This window comes from uncultured Oscillibacter sp. (genome assembly GCF_947654275.1).
Taxonomy (GTDB): Bacteria; Bacillota; Clostridia; order Oscillospirales; family Oscillospiraceae; genus Oscillibacter.
Genome location: NZ_CANTJS010000051.1, coordinates 1 through 18,162 on the forward strand (window position 1 = coordinate 1; position 18,162 = coordinate 18,162).

Consider the following 18,162-nt stretch of genomic DNA (forward strand, 5'->3'; position numbering starts at 1 on the left):
CATATTTCCTATTTTATCTCTTTGAATCCAATTTTGCAAAATTGATTTCCGTGGACTTTCCCTTTCCCCTGTTGCGGTTTGGGGCGGGGTCTGTTATAATAGAGGTCTCAAAGGCCGCGGGCCCTCCCATCCGCCTGCGGACAGGACCATTCAATAAGGAGGATATCACAATGGATCGCTGTGCGATGGCCTATCAATATCACAAGGACGGCTTCAACTGCGCTCAGTCCGTAGCCGCCGCCTGCGCGGACCTGGCGGGCCGCACGCCGGAGGAGGTTCTGGCAGGGCTGGGCGGCTTTGGCGGCGGAATCGGCGGCAGCCACGAGGAGGTCTGCGGCGCGGTCAGCGGCGGAATCTTCATTCTGGGCCTGCTCCGTCCCTTCACCCAGGCAGAGGATGCCGGCGCAAAGCGGGCTGTCTATGCCCAGGCCAAGGAGTTCCGCCGCCGCTTCACGGAGATCTTTTCCCTCAGCCGCTGCGGCGACCTGCTCCGGGCCCGGCCCGGCGTCAGTGAAAAAACCCCCGCCGCCCAGCGCTTAGGGCTCACCACCCACTGCGACATCATGATTGTCACGGCGGTGGAGCTGCTGGAAGCCCTGCTGGCGGAGGAGTCCGCCTGATCTGACATTCCCCCAGGCAGAACGAACCCCCGGCGTCCCTTCTCGGGACGCCGGGGGCTGTTTTTTCATGGGTGTAAGCCGGAGATTTCGGGAAGCCGAGAGTCTCCCGGCAGCTTGGACCGGCCTCAGCTCCCCCAGTACTGCTCCATGTGGGCCCGGGTGACCTCGGCGGCCTTTTTGATGTTCTCCTCGCTGGAGAGCTGATAATAGTCGGGCCGGAAGACCTCGACGGTGCACACGTCCCCCTCAAAGCCAATCTTTTTCAGGGTCTCGGCAAAGCGCCGGTGGTCCAGGCAGTCGCCGCTCTCGCCGGGCCACAGCCGGACTTCGTCGGTGTTGTAGGCCGCGCCGCAGGGCATGTTCTCCGTGCCGTTGAGGTGCCAGACGAAAATCTTTTTGCCGTCGGCCTTCTCCAGGGCGTCCCAGCCGGAGGCCATGGCGTTGAAATGGAACTGGTCCAGAGTCACGCCCACCAGGGGAGAATCCACGGCCTTCACGATGTCATAGGCGTACTCGAAACGGTTGATGGACATGGTGGGCGCGCCGCAGAACTCCAGAGACAGCTTGATGCCGTGGGGCTCCACCTTTTTGACCAGCTCCTTGAGGACGGCCACGGCGTCGGCCCTGATCTCCTCCACGGTGGCCTTCACCGGCAGGTCCATGGAGGGCACCACGACGATCATCTTGCAGTCCAGAATCTGGCAGCGGCGGATGATCTCGTCCAGCTGGGCCATGACGGCGTCCTTCTCCGCCTGGGTCTGCTTCATGTTAAAGAAAATCAGGGCGTTATAGGACAGCATTTTCAGCCTGTGGCTGCGGAAGAAGTCCCCCAGCTGCTCCAGGGTGTATTTCCCGGCGGCAAGCTCCCGGTCCAGGCACTCGGACTGGACATCGATGTAGTCAAAGCCGTATTTCTCGCACAGGGCCAGGTCCTCCAGAACGGAGTGGTTCTCACAGAAGCGGTTGCAGCCCTCGTTAAAACCGATTTTCATAGTTGCGCTCTCCTTTTCACATTGTGTTTGATGTGCGCCCTTCCGCCCGCCTCTCCAGACGGCAGAGCGCATACTGCCTCCGATTTTTTCACGATTTTTGCTTGTTTTGCCTAATTTTTGCATGATATGGTGCAAAACGCCCAGCCGGGCCTGCCGTTTGGGCGTTTCGCGGAGAAAAGAAGTATGTAAAGCGGTGGGCCGCCTTACAGCTGTGTCATACCGGCGGGCCTGGCGGGCCCGCCGGTTCCCCCGGAGATTGCGGCGGTCCGGGCCGCCTCCGGCCTACAGAAGTTCCCGCCTGACGCGCTCCAGGACTTCGGGGTCCTCGCCGTCAAAAATCTGCGGATTTTTGAGTGGCCAGGACTTCCTCCGGTTTATAAAAGCTCCTTCTTAATGCGCTCCAGGGCTTCGGGGGCCTGTTTATCCATCTTCTCCGGGAAGCCGAAGTAGCTGACGCAGATGATATTGTCGCCGCCGGCCTTGGGGGCGTCGGCCTTCAGCTGTTTATTGACGAAATCCATCTCCCGCAGGGTCTCGAAGATACCGTCGAAATCCACTTCCCCCTCGCCCATGGCGGTGTGCTGGTGGATGGTGGCGTCCGCTCGGCCTCTGGCGTTCAGCCAGGGGGGATTCAGGATGTAGCGGCAGTCCTTGGTCTGGTTCCAGGTGTCCGCCAGGAGGACATGGGTCAGCTCGTCCCCGGCGTATTTCAGCATGTGCCGCACGTCGCCCTTGCCCTGGTCGTAGAAAAAGCCGTGGGACGCGGAATAGACATAGCCCAGGTTCTTGGACCGGAAGGACTTCACGATGTCGCAGGTCTCGTCGTTGAGCTCGCAGAAATCGTAGGGATGGGACTGAATTTCCACCCGGAGGCCCTCCCGCTCGATGATGGGCAGAAGCTCCTCCATAGAGCGGAAGAACATGCCGTTGCAGATCTCCTGCTGATTGGGGTCCCCGGAGAACTCCGTGTTGATGACGGGGACGCCCATGTCCACGGCAATCTGAATCATACGCTTCCAGTTGGCCACCGCGTGCTGGCGCTGTTCCTCAGTGGGACCGGACCAGCGGTATACCACGATGAAGCTGGAGATTTCCACGCCGGTCTCCTTCAGGGCCTTCCGGTACTCCTCTTCGCACTCCCTGGAGAACAGGGGATGCTTGTAGAAGGGGTTGATGCGGGGGTGGGGGGACTGCTCGATGTACTTGTAGCCCCAGTCGGCCACCTTCCGGACATAGTCCCGAATGGGCATCTGCTTAGCCAGTACGTCCACGTCAAAGGCAATCTTCATAGGAAACAGCTCCTTTCAAATGATAACAGTCCTTCATAACTTCTGCCGGCGGGCCGCCGGGGGCGGCGGCCCCTTTGTATGTAAGAAATTATGACGTTTGCGATAGATGATGCCGTGCCGCCGCTCCGGGCCGGGCAACCGCCGGTTAACCAGAGGGAACTAACGTTATTTTACTCACTTTTCTGTATGAAAAGCAAGTGCTTTTTCACAGAAGCCGGAAGTCTCCGCTGCCGCCGCTCCGGGCCGGGCAACCGCCGGTTAACCAGAGGAAACTAAAGTTCTTCTGCTTACTTTTCTTTCAGGAAAAGTAAGTTACTTTTTGTAGAAGTCGGGGGTTCCGCCGGTGACCACCTTCTCCATCTGGCCGGAGGTCTGGGACTTCACCAGGGCGTCGGCGGTGATGGAAGCGACATAGCCGTCCCAGGCGGAGGAGCCGCCGGTCTCGCCTCTGAGGGCGTGGTCCACCCAGTCCTGAATCTCCACGTCATAGGAGTCGATGAAGCGCATGATCCAGTTGTCCTCGATTTTGGTGGACACCTGGTTGGCAAAACGGACCGTGGGGAAGGACGGACAGGGCAGGTTCACCACGCCGTTCTCGCAGACCACCTCGCAGTTGATGTCATAGCCGAAGCCGCAGTTGACATTGACCTCCAGCATGACCACGATGCCGCCCCTGGTTTTCATAATCATCACCTGAGGGTCCCGGAGGCCCTCGTGGGCCTTGCTGGAGACCTTGGGCAGAATGCACTGGACTTCGTCCCACTCGTCGTTTACCAGCCAGGGCAGGCAGTCAATCTCATGAATGGCGGTGTCGGTCACCGCCATGGCGGTGGTGTAGCTGGGGGCTACGCCGTCGGCCCGGTGGGTGCACTTGACGACCATGGGAGCGCCGAATTTTCCGGAGTCCAGCAGCTCCTTCACCTGGCGGTAGCCCCGGTCATAGCGGCGCATAAAGCCAATCTGAACCAGATGCTTCCCGGAGGCCATCTCCGCGTCCACAACGGCCTTGCAGTCGGCGGCGGTGTTGGCCAGGGGCTTTTCACAGAAGACGGGCTTGCCGGCCTTGATGGCCGCCAGAACGGGGTCCTTGTGGAACTGACCGGGGGTGGTGACCACCACGGCGTTGACGTCGGGGTCCGCAATGGCCTCATTAAAATCGGTGTAGACCTTGACGCCGGGGCCGGCGATCTCCGCGCCCTTCTTCGCGCCCTCTTCAAACACATCGCACACCGCCACGACTCTGGCGTTCCGGATGCGGTTCTGGATGCGCTCGATGTGTTCTTTTCCAATCATGCCGCAGCCCACCAAGCAGATATTGAGTTCCATCTTCATTACCTCCTGTTATTTGGCCCTTTCAGCCATCTTTGAGCGTCCCGCGCTCATTTGTTCACCTGTTGTTTGCTGCCCGTAAGTCCATCCGGGAACACCCGGAGCCCGCGGACGCGTGGAAACGGCTCTTGCCGGGGCCGTTCCCCCTTCTGTTGTGCGTGCGTGTCTTTGCCTGCGCCTGATTTCCTCTGAGTCTTATTATAGCAGGCGTTCACGAGAACGCAAGAAAAATATGTGAAAAATACCCACAATTCTTTCGGTCTTTACTTGTTGAAAACACCGTGTCCGCCATAATTGCCCCCGGGTTTTTGAGAAACCTGCACAGAATCCGCTCCTCCCTTTTGCGTTCAGCACGCACAGGGCCTGAAGCCAAAGGCCCCAACAAAAAAACAAAAGCAGAAAACCGAACAAGCGCCCCGCATATTCAGCGGGGCGCTTGGGGCCGGGGGGTGTTTCAGGCGGCGATGCCCAGGGGAGAGAAAACGATGTAGATGACCACCGCCAGGGCCAGACCGATGGCGGACACAATGTGCCGGTACTTCCAGGGGGTCAGGTCCACCGCGCCCACGTCCTGGGGCACGTATTCCTCGGCGGGCTTATACTTGTTCAGGTACCACATAATCAGCAGCTCCACGGGGAACAGCACCGCCATGGCATACAGGTAGTGAATGGGATGATCGGTGCCGGGGTAGTTGGGGGCAATCAGCAGGAAGACGCCGTAGCAGACCACGTGGAACACCGTGATGATCTTGGGGGTGTAGGCCGGCAGACGCCTGAACAGGAACACGCCCAGGATGGTGCACAGCACCGGCAGGGACACGAACTGACTCATGGAGTTCAGGAAGGTGGTGATGCCGGAGGCGTTCATGACGAAGGGGGCAATCACGATGGACACACACCCGGCGATGGTGCCGTAGACCTTGCCCACCTTGACGCAGTGGGCGTCGGAGGCATTGGGCCTGAAAGCGGAGCGGTACAGGTCCAGGGTGAACATGGTGGAGGCGGAATTCAGAACGGAGTTAAAGGAGGAGAGAATCGCGCCGAACATCACGGCGGCGAAGAAGCCCATCACCGGTTTGGGAATGATGGCGGAGATCAGTGCGGGGTAGGCAAAGTCGATGGCCTTGCTTCCGGCGGCGGCGATGGAGTCCTGAATGGAAGGCAGGTAGAAGGCGATGATGCCGGGGATGACCAGGTACAGGGGGCCCAGGCACTTCAGGAAGCCGCAGAAGATGGCGCCCTTCTGGCCCTCCTTCAGGGACTTGGCCGCCAGGGCCCGCTGGACAAAGGACTGGTTGGTGCACCACCAGTAGAGATTGTTGAAGAACATACCGGTGATAATCAGGGGCCAGGGCACCTCGGGCTCCGGGGCGTTCCAGGCGTTGACGGCGTTGAGCTTGGCGGGGTCGGTCTCCAGGATGTAGCGCACGCCGTCCAGGATGCCGTGGCCCCCGGTCTGGGAGGCCAGCACGGCGAAGCCGATGAAGGGCACCATCAGACCGCCGATAATCAGGCCGACGCCGTTGATGGTGTCGGACACCGCCACGGCCTTCAGCCCTCCGAAAATGGCGTAGCAGCCGCCGATGACGCCGATGATCAGACACAGCAGGGCCACGGACTGGAAGGTGCTGATGCCCAGCATGCCGGAGATGCCGAAAATCTGCTCAAAGACCACCGCGCCGGAGTACAGAATCACCGGCAGATTCAAAATGGAATACATCACCACGATGACCAGGGAGAACATGGTTTTGGTGCCCTTGCCGTAGCGGACTTCCATCAGAGAGGGAATGGTCATGGCGCCCATTTTCAGGTAGCGGGGCAGGAAGTAGTACGCCAGAACCAGCAGGGTGAACATGGAGCCCACCTCCCAGGCAATGGGGCCCATGTTGGATGCCCAGCTCTGGCCGTTCAGGCCCACCAGCTGCTCTGCGGAGAGATTGGTCAGCAGCAGGGAGCCGGCAATCACAACGCCCGGCAGGCCCCGGCCCGCCAGAAAATAGCCCTCGGCGGATTCCAGGTTGTCGCCCCGGGTCTTCCAGCTGGAAATGACAGCCACCAGGGCCGTGAAAAGGACGAAGGAGATCAGCGTCCACGCGATTGAACTGAAAAACGACATTGTGTCAGCCTCCACTTTCTGTTTTAGGGAAATTGGAGCACGCAAAGAAATGCACGCAAAAGAGGAATTCCGCGGGAAAAACGGGGCGCGCGGCAACGCGCCTCATGGGGGTCAATCAAACATCCTGACAATAAAATATCACATAAAAACTGTTTTTGCAAGGGCAAAATCCGTATAAAACAGCAAAAGAACTCTTTTTGTAGAAGCGCGCAAAAGCCAAGGGGCCTTCTTGTGCAAAATGGGCCGGGAAAGCTGGAAAATTTGCGTGCTGTGCGTGCAAGTTGTGAAAAGTGCGTCAAAATGGGCTTGCAAACAGCGGGCACCCTCTGTTATAATAACATTCAGGATACCAGTTCAGAAGAAAAGGAGGCGTGTATCGGTATGGCAGTCACTTCCCAGCAGATTGCTGAGCTGGCGGGAGTCTCCCGGGGAACGGTGGACCGGGCTCTGCACAACCGGGGCCGTGTAAACCCGGATGTGGCGGCCCGCATCCTGAAAATCGCGGAGGAACTGGGCTACCGGCCCAACGCCAACGGGCAGGCCCTGGTCCGGTCCCGGCAGGGCATGCGGCTGGGGGTCATCCTCCAGTCGGCGGAGACCCCCACCATGCAGGACGTGGCCGTCGGCGTCCGGCAGGCCGCGGGGCCCCTGGAAAACGCCGGGGTGACGGTGGACCTGCGGGAGGTTCAGGGCCGGGATACCGGCAGAGTGCTCCGGGAAATGGACGCCCTGACCCAGGCGGGGGCGGCAGGCCTGGCCATTGCCTCCAACAACACGCCGGACCTGATTGAACGCATTGACTGGCTCCATGACCGGGGCGTTCCCGTGGTTACCCTGAACACCGACGCCCCGGACAGCCGCCGGATCTGCTTCGTGGGGATGGACAACTACCGGGCCGGCCAGACGGCGGCGGGCCTGGTGAAGGAGATGCTGCCCGCCGGGGGGGTGGTGTTCCCCATCGCCGGCCACGTGAACAACGGGGCCCACAACAGCCGCCTCCGGGGTTTTTTAGATACGCTGGACGCGGAGGACGGCAGCATCCGCCTCCTCCCCTTTCAGCCCTGCTTCGACCGGGAGGATTACGCCCACGAAATCACCCAGCACATCCTGCGGGAAAATCCCAGCCTGTCCTGCATTTATATCACCTCCAACGGCCAGCAGGGGGCCTGCCGGGCCATTGAGGAGGAGCGCCGGCGGGGCCGGGTCCGGGTGGTGGCCTATGACCTGAACGAGCCCAACCGGAGGCTGCTGCAAAACGGCGCTCTGAGCTTCGTTCTGGACCAGATGGCCTTTGAGCAGGGCAGCCTCTCCCTTCAGATTCTCTATCAGTATCTTGTCAGCGGCCAGCAGCCGGAGCAGGAACTGCTGTACACCGGCATCCTGATCCGCACCCGGTACAACATTGCCGGCGAGCTCCGGGCTTCCGGTTCCCCGGACTGAAAACCCATATTCACAACCGCGGAAAATTTCCTTGTCTGACAGAAAAAAATCCTCGCCCATTCAGCATCCCCCGGCTATGAAGAGAGCATTTGTCAAAGGGGGATTTCACCAAAAAGATGAAATCCCCCGATAAACCGGATGTTGTCAGTCTTCGTTTTTAGTTTCATTCAGCGCGGCTAAATTAGCCCGAAAGTCCATCTCTCCACACGGAGCCCAAATTGCATAACGGTTCATTTTGAGTAACCCGGCGCAACTCGTCCCGCACCTCCATCAGCGCAAATCCCAGCAGGTTTTGCCCCCGCCACTTATGCGGCTCCTGAGCCTCCGGGGCACTGGCCGGGAGGCGGATACCCCAGATATTATCGTAGGGACTGGCCTCTACCAGCACACTGTCCCCAGTGGAGAGGAGAAATTCCCGGAGGGGGCGGTTCTGGCTGAATTTACACCAGTTACCGCTGAGTACAATGGGGTATTTGAATCTATCCCATATCTTCTGGTCAAAGCCCTGTACTTTGCGTCCCAGAGCCTTGATTTGTTTGGGGTCGTTACATTTTAAAATTTGCTCCCGGATTCTCTGATCTCCGAACAACTCCGCTTTTTCGGCCATCATGTATTGTTCCATGCAGAGATAGGAGTTGGAGTTGCCGATAGGGTAAAAGTCCTCCATCCACCACTGGCTGAGGCAGCTTTTTGTCAAGGTTCCGTCCTGAGCAGGTTGGGGTCCCCAGAACAGACACAGCTCCCGTTTTCGCCCAGCGGCAAACTCCTTCCCGAGCCACTGCCGAGTGTACTTGGGCTTGCCCTCTGGCTGCCACAAATCTACACTGAAGTCACCGTGTTTCAACATTTCGCAGATGTCCTCATCATCCCAAAAGCCCTTCCAAGTCACTGGCTCTGGGAACAAGGCACGGTATTCCACTTGTTCCTCTGAAGAGAGTGTATTCAGCCAATCATAAAATCGGTATGCGTAATCTTCCCCACATCCCATACGCCAACCGATAGAGTACCGCTCAAACTCCGGGAAAGCCAACCAAAGGGGAGGCATGATTTTCTTATTCTGCAATGCCATAGTGATTTAGATGTTCCTCCTTCCGCTCCAATAGCAATTTGTCAGCCTATCACGAACACAGTATAACACCAATAGGGACCATATTCAACCTTTGCTTTTGGACGCTGATAGTAGCAGCAAGCAATGTCTGGGTATATACCAGACGCTTATTGAGGGCCGACCGCCCCCACCCCCTCCGTGAAATTGGAAGCCGCTGCTTCCAATTTTTAAGCCACCTCTGGCGTCTGCTGTCTGCTCTTACCAGCAGAGAGTTGAAGCTGTTTCGCACGACTGATTGGTGCATGACCCGGTATAGCCACCCCTTGCCGACAGACGCACAAAAGCCCGCATTTTGTAAGAGATACGGGGGCCTAATTGTCCACGCAGCGTCAACTGTCTTAAAGAAAAAGGGAGCGTCCCAGGTATCTGGAACGCTCCGGCCTGCCCGTCAGTTTTTTGTTCTTATCAGGCTCATAGACAGGGCAGGTATACGCTCGACACTTTCACCGCCTTCCCACAACCGCCATTTAGCCACAAACGAGCCATTGCCTCTTGTATTTGGGTGGTGGTTAAACTCACCCTTTACAAAATACATCTGAATACAGGTTCTGAGTTTTTCGATGCCGTAAGCCGCCGTCCGGACGGCAGTCCTTCCCAACAACCCGCCGCGCCCTCCGGGGCGCGGCGGGTTTTCAGCAGCCCCTGTCACTTTTGCCAAAAAACCCCTTTCATTGTTGGAGAGAAGCAGAAAAATTGCATAAATGCCGAAAACCCATTGACGGAACTCCCCACAAGAGGTATGATGTCCTTAACGATGTATGATGTTCACAGCGGAGCGGCGGCAGGCTCAGAAAGGAAGGTTACAGATTATGGCAATGAAAAAGACCATGGACGGCAACGAGGCAGCGGCCTATGCCAGCTACGCCTTTACGGAGGTAGCCACCATCTACCCCATCACCCCCTCCAGCCCCATGGCGGAGCATGTGGACACCTGGTCGGCCAACGGCATGAAAAACATGTTCGGCCAGACGGTGCGCCTGGTGGAGATGCAGAGCGAGGCCGGGGCCTGCGGCGCCATGCACGGCAGTCTGGAATGCGGCACCTTCACCTCCAGCTATACGGCTTCCCAGGGCCTGATGCTGATGATTCCCTCCATGTACCGCATCGCGGGGCAGCTGCTCCCCGGGGTGATTCATGTGGCGGCCCGGACGGTGGGCACCTCCGGCTTCTCCATCTTCGGGGACCACTCCGACGTCATGGCCTGCCGGCAGACGGGCTTTGCCATGCTGGCCTCCTCCAGCGTCCAGGAGTGCATGGACCTGGCGGCGGTGGCCCACCTGTCGGCAGTGCTGGGCCGGGTGCCCTTCCTGCACTTCTTCGACGGGTTCCGGACCTCTCACGAGATTCAGAAAATCGACGTGCTGGACTATGACGACCTCAACCGCCTTCTGGACCGGAAGGCCAGCCTGGCCTTCCGCCGGAACTCCCTCCACAGCGAGCGGCCCGTCATGCGCTCCAGCGTGGTGAACCCGGACACCTATTTCCAGAGCCGGGAGGCGGTGAACCGCTATTACGACGCCCTGCCCGGCATTGTGGAGGCCTATCTGAACGAAATCAACCAGCTCACCGGACGGGACTATCAGCTCTTCAACTATTACGGCGCGCCGGACGCGGAGCACGTCATCATCGCCATGGGCAGCGTGTCGGACTGCCTGAAGGAAGTGGTGTCCTATCTGAACAGCCAGGGCCGGAAAACGGGCTTCATCCAGGTGCATCTTTACCGGCCCTTCAGCGTGGAACACCTGCTGTCCGTCCTGCCCCGGAGCTGCAAGGTGCTGACAGCCCTGGACCGCACCAAGGAGCCGGGCTCCGTAGGCGAACCGCTGTATGAGGACGCGGCTTCCGCCCTGGTGAACCGGAGGAACCGACCTCTGCTGCTGGGCGGGCGCTACGGACTGTCCAGCAAGGACGTCACCCCCGCCCAGATGATTGCCGTGTATGACAACATGGCCGGGGCCCGGAAAAACCACTTCACCGTGGGCATCAACGACGACCTCACCCGCCTGTCCCTCCCCGTGGGGGAAAACGTGGTCACTGCCGGCGAGGGAACCATCAGCTGCAAGTTCTGGGGCCTGGGGTCCGACGGCACCGTGGGCGCCAACAAAAATTCCATCAAGATCATAGGCGACAACACGGACCAGTATGTCCAGGCCTATTTTGAATACGACACCAAGAAGTCCGGCGGCGTGACGAAAAGCCACCTGCGCTTTGGCCGGAAGCCCATTCTGTCCACCTACTATGTCACCATGGCGGATTTTGTGGCCTGCCACAACGAGAGCTACATAAAAAAATACGACATCGTCAACGAGGTCAAGGAGGGCGGTACCTTCCTGCTGAACACCGTCTGGAGCGGGGAAGAGCTGGAGCGGAACCTGCCCAACAGGGTCAAACGGCTTCTGGCCCGGCGGCACGTGAAGTTCTACACCATCGACGCCACCAGCATCGCCCAGGAAATCGGCCTGGGAGGCCGGACCAACACCGTTTTGCAGGCCGCGTTCTTCAAGCTCTCCGGCATCCTGCCCATTGACGAGGCCGTGGAGTACATGAAAGATGCTATTGCCAAAAGCTACAGCAAAAAGGGAGAACAGATTCTGAACATGAACCGCGCCGCCGTGGACCGGGGCTTGGTGGGCATCCGTCAGATTGAGGTCCCCGCCGCCTGGGCGGATCTGGAGGCGGAGACCGAGGAGCCGGACCCCACCCTGCCGGAGTATGTCGGCACCGTCATGCGGATGGTCAACGCCCAGAAGGGCGACCAGCTCCCCGTCAGCGTCTGGAAGGACCGGGCCGACGGCACCCTGCCCCTGGGCACGTCGAAATATGAAAAGCGGGGCTTCGCCGCCTTTGTGCCGCAGTGGGACCCGGAGAAGTGCATCGGCTGCAACCTCTGTTCCCTGTACTGTCCCCACGCCGCCATCCGGCCCTTCCTTCTGACGGAGGATGAGGCCAGGAGCGCCCCGGAGGCCTATGTGACAAGGGAGGCAAAGGGCAAGGAGCTCCAGGGCCTGCGGTTCCGGATGCAGGTGGACGTGCTGGACTGCACTGGCTGCGGCACCTGTGCGGCCTCCTGCATCGCAAAGGAAAAGGCGCTGGAGATGAAGCCCATCGCCTCCCAGCTGCCGGAGCAGGCCAACTGGGACTACAGCCTGACCATTCCGGAAAAAGAGAACCCCATGGACAAGTACACCGTGAAGGGCAGCCAGTTCGAGCGGCCCCTGCTGGAGTTCTCCGGGGCCTGCGCCGGCTGCGGCGAGACCGCCTATATGAAGCTGCTGACCCAGCTCTTCGGAGACCGGATGATCGTGGCCAACGCCACAGGCTGCACCCAGGCATGGGGCTTCTCCGTCCCCAGCTTCCCCTACACAACCAACAGCAAGGGCCGGGGCCCCGCCCTGTCCAACTCCCTGTTTGAGAACAATGCCGAATACGCCCTGGGCATGTGCCTGAGCATCAGCCAGCAGCGGGACCGGCTCTACCAGAAGGCACAGGAGTTCCTTCCGGTGTGCAAGGACACCAACCTGAACAAGGCCCTCCGGGGCTGGCTGGACGGCTATGAGTCCAGCCGCTACGCCCGGGTCCTGGCGGACAACGTGAAGGAGGCCCTGGCGGAGACCATGGAGACCGGGCCCATCATCGGATACATGAAGCGGCACCGGGAGCACTTCGTCCGCACCAGCATGTGGATGTACGGCGGCGACGGCTGGGCCTATGACATCGGCTATGGCGGGTTGGACCATGTGCTGGCCTCCGGGCTGGATGTGAACATCCTGGTGGTGGACACCGAGGTCTACTCCAACACCGGCGGCCAGGCCTCCAAGGCCACGCCGGTGGGCGCGGTGGCCCAGTTTGCCGCCTCCGGCAAGAAGACCGCCAAGAAGGATTTGGGCATGCTGGCGGCGGAGTACGGCAACGTCTATGTGGCGTCGGTGGCCCTGGGGGCCAATCCCAACCAGGTCATCACCGCCCTGAAGGAGGCGGAGGCCCACAAGGGTCCGTCCCTGGTCATTGCCTACGCCCCCTGCATCAACCACGGCATCGTCAAGGGCATGGCCTATTCCCAGGCGGAGGCCAAACTGGCGGTGGACAGCGGCTATTGGTTCCTCTACCGCTATAATCCGGCGCTGAAGGAGCAGGGAAAGAACCCCTTCCTTCTGGACAGCAAAGCCCCCTCGGTGGACCTGGAGGAGTTCATGAACGGCGAGGTCCGCTACGCCTCCCTGCGCCGGACCTTCCCGGTGGAGGCCGACGCCCTGATGGAGCGGGCCAAGGCCCACAGCCGGGCGCGGTATGAGAAATACAGGGCCCTGGCGGAACAGGCGTAAGCCCTGGCGAAAAGAACGGGCGTAAGCCCTGGCAAAGAGAACGGGCGTAAGCCTTGGCGAAGGAACGGGCGTGAGCCCCGGCAAAAAAACGGGCATAAGCCCTGGCAAAAAAACGGGCGTGAGCCCGGCACGGCAGCCCGGACAAACAGCAGGCCCCGGCGGATGATCCGCCGGGGCCTGTTCGCATATTCCTTATTTCCGCAGGGCCTTTTGCAGCCAGTCCTTCCCGTCCACGAAGCGGGAGACGACGAAGCAGGTCACATAGTCGCCGGCGGCGTTAATCATGGTGGCCGGGGGGTCCACCAGGTTGCCGATGACCACCAGAATGGGGTAGGCAATTTCCATCTGGGCGGGGAAGAAGATGGAGCAGATGATATACTCGCCGATGTACCCGCCGCCGGGGACGCCGCTCATGCCCACGGAGCTGAGAACCGCCACCAGAATCACGGGGACCAGCATTCCCAAATCCAGCTTCTGTCCGAAGACCCCCAGCACGAAGGCAATCTTCAAAACACAGGAGAAGCAGGACCCGTCCATGTGCATCGTGGCCCCCAGGGGCAGCACCATATCCGCCACATCCTTGCGGATGCCGGTGGCGGCGGCCTCTTCCATATTCGTGGGAATGGTAGCCACGGAGGAGCAGGTGCCCAGGGACACCACGGCGGGCTTGGTGATGTGCCGGAACATGACGCCCACCGCGCCCCTGCCGCCGCCGAACCAGGCAAAGAGGGGCCAGGCGGTGAAGATGTAGACAAAGCAGAGGGGATAGTACACCGCCAGGGCCCGGGCGTAGTTCTCCGTAATCTGGGGTCCGTAGGTGGCCACCAGGTCAGCGAAGAAGCCGAAGAAGGCAATGGGAGCGTAGTAGGTGATGATCTTCACAAATTTCAGCATGACGTTGGCCAGGTCCTCCAGGAAGCGGCCCACAGGGGTCTCCCTGCCGCCGTTGAGATTGACGGCGAAGCCGAAGAGCAGGGAGAACACAATCAGGGGCAGCATGGCCCGGCGGGTCAGCAGGCCGCTGAAGTCGCTGGCGGTGAAGAAGTTGACAATCAGCTCCGGCAGGGTGGCGTACTCGCCCATCTCCTCCGCGGCCAGGTTGGTCCAGGCGGCGGGGACAGGGGGAAAGACCATCATCAGCACATACATAATCACGGCGGCGATGGCTCCGGTGACCACGAAGGTCCCCACCGTCACCCCCATGATCTTCCCCGCCCGCTTCCGGCTCTCCATGTTGGCTACGGCGCTGGAGATGGACGCGAAGACCATGGGGACCACCACGCAGAACATCATGTTAATGAACACGGTGCCCAGGGGCTTGAGGACCGTGGCCCCGGTGCCGGAGATGACGCCGCCGGCCTCGTCCACCTGGGCGGGCCACAGCCAGCCCGCAAGGGCGCCCAGAATCATGGACCCCAGCATGATTGCCAGAAATACGTAATTTTTCGCAATAGATTTCTTTTCCATATGATTCCCTCCATATTAAACAGGAATTAGAAAGCAGGAAAATTTCCTCACTCCTCATTCCTCATTTCCAATTCTTCATCCGTGATTTCGCCCTTGCAGACAATATTGGTGGGTCCTGTGAGCCAGATGTTCCGGATGTCCCCGCCTTCCCGGTCGATGGTCACCCGCAGGGTCCCGCCGGGGACGGAGACGGCCACGTCCTGTCCGGTTACCCGGCCCATCAGTGTCAGGGCCAGAACGGAAGCGCCGGAGCCGGTGCCGCAGGCGTAGGTAAAATCCTCCACCCCCCGTTCATAGGTGAGCTCTGTGATGCCCTGGGGGCTGTCGACGTCGCAGAAGTTGACGTTGGCCCCTCTGGGGAAGGCGGAGGCATGGCGCAGGGCCCGGCCAAGGCCCAGCAGCTTCGTCCGGTCCGCCCGGGACAGCCCGGGACAGAGCACCACGGCATGGGGAATGCCGGGGTTCCCCAGCTCCACATAGGCGCAGTCCCAGGTTTCTCCATGGGCCTTCGCCGGGCGGTGGAGGTCGATGACACTGGGGTCGTTGAGGCGGATGCGGTAGCTCCGCCGGTCCACCCGCCGCCCCGTGACGATGCCGGCGGTGGTCTCAATGGTCTGGGTCTCCCCTGCCAGACCGTTTTCATAGCCGTAGCGGCAGATACACCGGGCCCCGTTGCCGCACATCTCTCCCACGCTGCCGTCGGAATTGAAGAACAGCATCCTGAAATCGCCGCCCTGAAGGGGGGCGTCCACAGCCATCAGCCCGTCGGCCCCAAGGGACATATGCCGTTCACACAGCGTCCGGGCCAGCCCCGGGAACGCCTCCGGAGGCAGGCCCTCCTCCAGATTGTTCAGAATGATGAAGTCGTTGCCTGCGCCGTTCATTTTCCAGAATTTCATCCGGTCCCCCCTCTCAACTGTTGTTTTATTATACCAGCACGAAAATCAAATGAACACCGTGTAAGGTGCTGGAAACCTTGCAAAAAATGCTCTGGCTCACAAAAAAACCCCTGGGCCGTCCCGGGCCCTCGCCCCTCCGCCCGGCGGTGTGTTCCGTCATCCCGCGGGGGTTGCCCCATTCTGGAGCCCATTCCGCGGCGTTCATGGAGCAGAGAGGCGTGTCCTGTGGGGAGAATTTATGTAGGGGGCGGGCTCTGTCCCGCCCCGTCCCCCGAAAGCATGGAGAGCCCGGAAGAACGGGAGGGGGACAGAGCCCCTCCCCTACATGGTATTCTCGCAATAAAATGCGTGAATGAACACTCCCTGGCAAAGGACCCCCTTTACATTTCAGCAGAAACGTGCTATGATAGAGCAAAATGTGATAAATGCAACAAAGGGGGCGGAGGCATGCTGCGTGAACAGGAGCTAAAGAAAAGCCTGCTTTTCAAGGACATCAGCTATCAGGACTACCGGGAGATTCTGGCCTGCTTCCAGGCGGTGCGGCGGAGCTTTCGGGCGGATGAGGTGATCTACGATTTCACCGCCGACACAGTGGGCGTGGTGGAACGAGGGTCGGCCTCCCTGATCCGCATTGACGAGGAAGGGATTTCCACCGTGCTGGAGGACCTGGGCACCGGCGGCGTTTTCGGCAAGACCCTGGCCTTTGCCGGGTCCATGGGCGACAGCCTGGAGGTCGTCTCCCGGACCCCCTGCGAAGTCATGTTTGTGGATTACGCCCATATCCTCCGGCGCTGTGAGCACGCCTGCCTGCGGCACAGCGTCCTGGTGCAGAATATGCTGGCCCTGATGGCGGACAAGGCACAGGCCTTGTCCCAGCGGGTGGACGTACTCTCCCGCCGGTCCATCCGGGAAAAGCTGCTGTGTTATTTCCGCCAGCTCAGCCAGCAGGCCGGCGGGTCCACCTTCACGCTGCCCTTCTCCCTCAGCACTCTGGCGGACTATATCGCCACGGACCGCAGCGCCATGATGCGGGAGCTGAAACGCCTCCGGGAGGAGGGAACCGTCCGGTCCGACGGGCGGCAGTTCACCCTGCGGCAGTCCTGAGCGGCGGCGGACCTCTTTGATATTACCGCCGAAAAAAATGAGGAAAGGAAGCGGCAGCGATGACGGAAAAGGAAAAAATGCTTCGGGGCGACCCCTACGACCCCACCGACAAAGAACTGACGGACCTCCGGGCCAATGCCCACAGACTTTCACAGCTCTATAACGCCGCCTTTGATACCGAAGAGGAAAAACGGCGGGAGCTTTTAGACGGACTGATGCCGGACCATGGGATCAACTGTTATTTGCAGGGCCCTATCCAGTTTGACTACGGTGTGTTTACCTCGGTAGGAGACCATTTCTATGCCAATTTCAATTTTACCGTACTGGACACCTGTCCTGTCGTCATCGGGGACCATGTATTCTTCGGCCCTAACTGCACCATTGCCACAGCGCTGCACTATTTTGACCCCATTCTGAGACGGACCCGCCAGCGGGAAGACAGGTCCTTTTATGACATCGAATTTGGAAAGCCTGTTGCCATCGGCAGCGACTGCTGGTTTGGCAGCAATGTGGTCGTCTGCGGCGGGGTCACGATTGGAGACAGATGTATTATCGGAGCGGGCAGCGTGGTGACCCGGGATATCCCCGCCAACAGTCTGGCGGCGGGCAATCCCTGCCGTGTAATCCGCCAGCTGGACGAGCCGCAGGAAGCGCCTGCCGCCGGAGGCGCGGCCTCCGGTTTGGGCGGGGACGGCCTCCCGCCCTTTGGCGATAAAAGCGATTGACGGAACGGGCCGGGTGTGTTAAAATGAAAACAATGTGTCAATGGCAGGATACAGACCCCGTGTTCTCAGAACCTGTATTCATCGCCGGGAGATGCCGGACGGGCCAGGATTTTTCCCGCCGGACAGGGAGATTTTCTGGGGCAGTCCGACGGACTGCACGGGAAACCGACGCGGCATGGCGGCAAAAAAACCGGCCGGACGGCGTGCAGCGGTTGTGAATCCAGGTTCTTAAATTCAGACCATCATTATGAGGGAAAGAAGGAAGCCATATGTACAAAATCGTCAGAAAAGAGGCCCTGCGCCCCACCGTGACGCTGTATGAGATCGAAGCCCCGCTGATCGCCAAAAAGGCCCAGCCCGGCCAGTTCATCATCCTGCGGGTGGACGAGAAGGGCGAGCGCATCCCCATCACCATCAACGCCTATGACCCGGAAAAGGGCACCGTCACCATCATCGTCCAGACCGTGGGCGCGACGACGGAGAAGCTCTCCCACCTCAGCGAGGGCGACTGCCTCCAGGACTTCGTGGGTCCCCTGGGCAAGGCCACCGAGACCGAGGGCAAGAAAAAGGTGGCCGTTGTGGGCGGCGGCGTGGGCTGCGCCATCGCCTATCCCGTGCTGAAGAAGTTCCACGACGACGGAGCCGAGGTCCACGCCATTGTGGGATTCCGCACCGAGGACCTGGTGATTCTGGAGGAGGATTTCAAGAAGTCCAGCGACCTTCTGGTGGTCTGCACCGACGACGGCAGCTA

The 18,162-nt window shown here is 60.1% G+C and carries 12 protein-coding genes and 1 pseudogene; 6 read left to right on the forward strand and 7 right to left on the reverse strand.

Annotated features, from left to right (window positions below):
- Positions 1-170 precede the first annotated feature (170 nt).
- On the forward strand, positions 171-620 hold the full coding sequence (locus tag Q0063_RS11860) for a C-GCAxxG-C-C family protein (protein WP_297872189.1): 450 nt from the start codon (positions 171-173) through the stop codon (positions 618-620).
- A 125-nt stretch (positions 621-745) separates the two neighbouring features.
- Here the strand turns inward: Q0063_RS11860 and Q0063_RS11865 are convergent, their stop codons facing one another.
- From Q0063_RS11865 to Q0063_RS11880, 4 genes are all read right to left on the reverse strand, one after another.
- Positions 746-1,612, reverse strand: coding sequence for a sugar phosphate isomerase/epimerase (locus tag Q0063_RS11865; RefSeq protein WP_297872190.1), 867 nt, complete (start codon positions 1,610-1,612; stop codon positions 746-748).
- Positions 1,613-1,986: 374 nt separating this feature from the next.
- Positions 1,987-2,901 carry a sugar phosphate isomerase/epimerase family protein gene (locus Q0063_RS11870; protein WP_297872191.1) on the reverse strand — a complete coding sequence of 305 codons (915 nt, stop codon included), beginning with the start codon at positions 2,899-2,901 and terminating at the stop codon, positions 1,987-1,989.
- 312 nt (positions 2,902-3,213) lie between these two features.
- A complete protein-coding gene (locus tag Q0063_RS11875; protein WP_297872192.1) occupies positions 3,214-4,227 on the reverse strand; it encodes a Gfo/Idh/MocA family protein in 1,014 nt (337 codons plus the stop codon).
- 457 nt (positions 4,228-4,684) lie between these two features.
- Positions 4,685-6,346 (reverse strand): solute:sodium symporter family transporter, encoded by a 1,662-nt coding sequence (locus Q0063_RS11880; protein WP_297872193.1) that lies wholly within the window; start codon positions 6,344-6,346, stop codon positions 4,685-4,687.
- A gap of 381 nt (positions 6,347-6,727) precedes the next feature.
- On the opposite strand from Q0063_RS11880, the gene Q0063_RS11885 reads away from it, so the two are divergent.
- Positions 6,728-7,786, forward strand: coding sequence for a LacI family DNA-binding transcriptional regulator (locus Q0063_RS11885; RefSeq protein WP_297872194.1), 1,059 nt, complete (start codon positions 6,728-6,730; stop codon positions 7,784-7,786).
- Positions 7,787-7,967: 181 nt separating this feature from the next.
- On the opposite strand, the gene Q0063_RS11890 is transcribed toward Q0063_RS11885, so the two are convergent.
- On the reverse strand, positions 7,968-8,855 hold the full coding sequence (locus Q0063_RS11890; protein WP_297872195.1) for an NADAR family protein: 888 nt from the start codon (positions 8,853-8,855) through the stop codon (positions 7,968-7,970).
- Between the two features lie 848 nt (positions 8,856-9,703).
- On the opposite strand from Q0063_RS11890, the gene nifJ reads away from it, so the two are divergent.
- Positions 9,704-13,216, forward strand: coding sequence for a pyruvate:ferredoxin (flavodoxin) oxidoreductase (gene nifJ, locus Q0063_RS11895; protein ID WP_297872196.1), 3,513 nt, complete (start codon positions 9,704-9,706; stop codon positions 13,214-13,216).
- A 192-nt stretch (positions 13,217-13,408) separates the two neighbouring features.
- Here nifJ and Q0063_RS11900 read toward each other — a convergent pair whose 3' ends face one another.
- Positions 13,409-14,683: a dicarboxylate/amino acid:cation symporter gene (locus Q0063_RS11900; RefSeq protein ID WP_297872197.1), complete on the reverse strand. Its 1,275-nt coding sequence runs from the start codon at positions 14,681-14,683 to the stop codon at positions 13,409-13,411.
- Positions 14,684-14,730: 47 nt separating this feature from the next.
- Complete coding sequence (dapF, locus tag Q0063_RS11905; RefSeq protein WP_297872198.1) at positions 14,731-15,582, reverse strand: diaminopimelate epimerase; 852 nt, start codon at positions 15,580-15,582, stop codon at positions 14,731-14,733.
- A gap of 447 nt (positions 15,583-16,029) precedes the next feature.
- Between dapF and Q0063_RS11910 the strand changes: the two genes are divergently transcribed.
- The 3 genes and pseudogenes from Q0063_RS11910 to Q0063_RS11920 all read left to right on the forward strand — a co-directional run.
- Positions 16,030-16,686 (forward strand): Crp/Fnr family transcriptional regulator, encoded by a 657-nt coding sequence (locus Q0063_RS11910; protein WP_297872199.1) that lies wholly within the window; start codon positions 16,030-16,032, stop codon positions 16,684-16,686.
- Between the two features lie 59 nt (positions 16,687-16,745).
- Complete coding sequence (locus tag Q0063_RS11915; RefSeq protein WP_297872200.1) at positions 16,746-17,411, forward strand: sugar O-acetyltransferase; 666 nt, start codon at positions 16,746-16,748, stop codon at positions 17,409-17,411.
- A gap of 269 nt (positions 17,412-17,680) precedes the next feature.
- Positions 17,681-18,162 (forward strand): annotated as a pseudogene (locus Q0063_RS11920) (sulfide/dihydroorotate dehydrogenase-like FAD/NAD-binding protein); the annotation flags it as partial.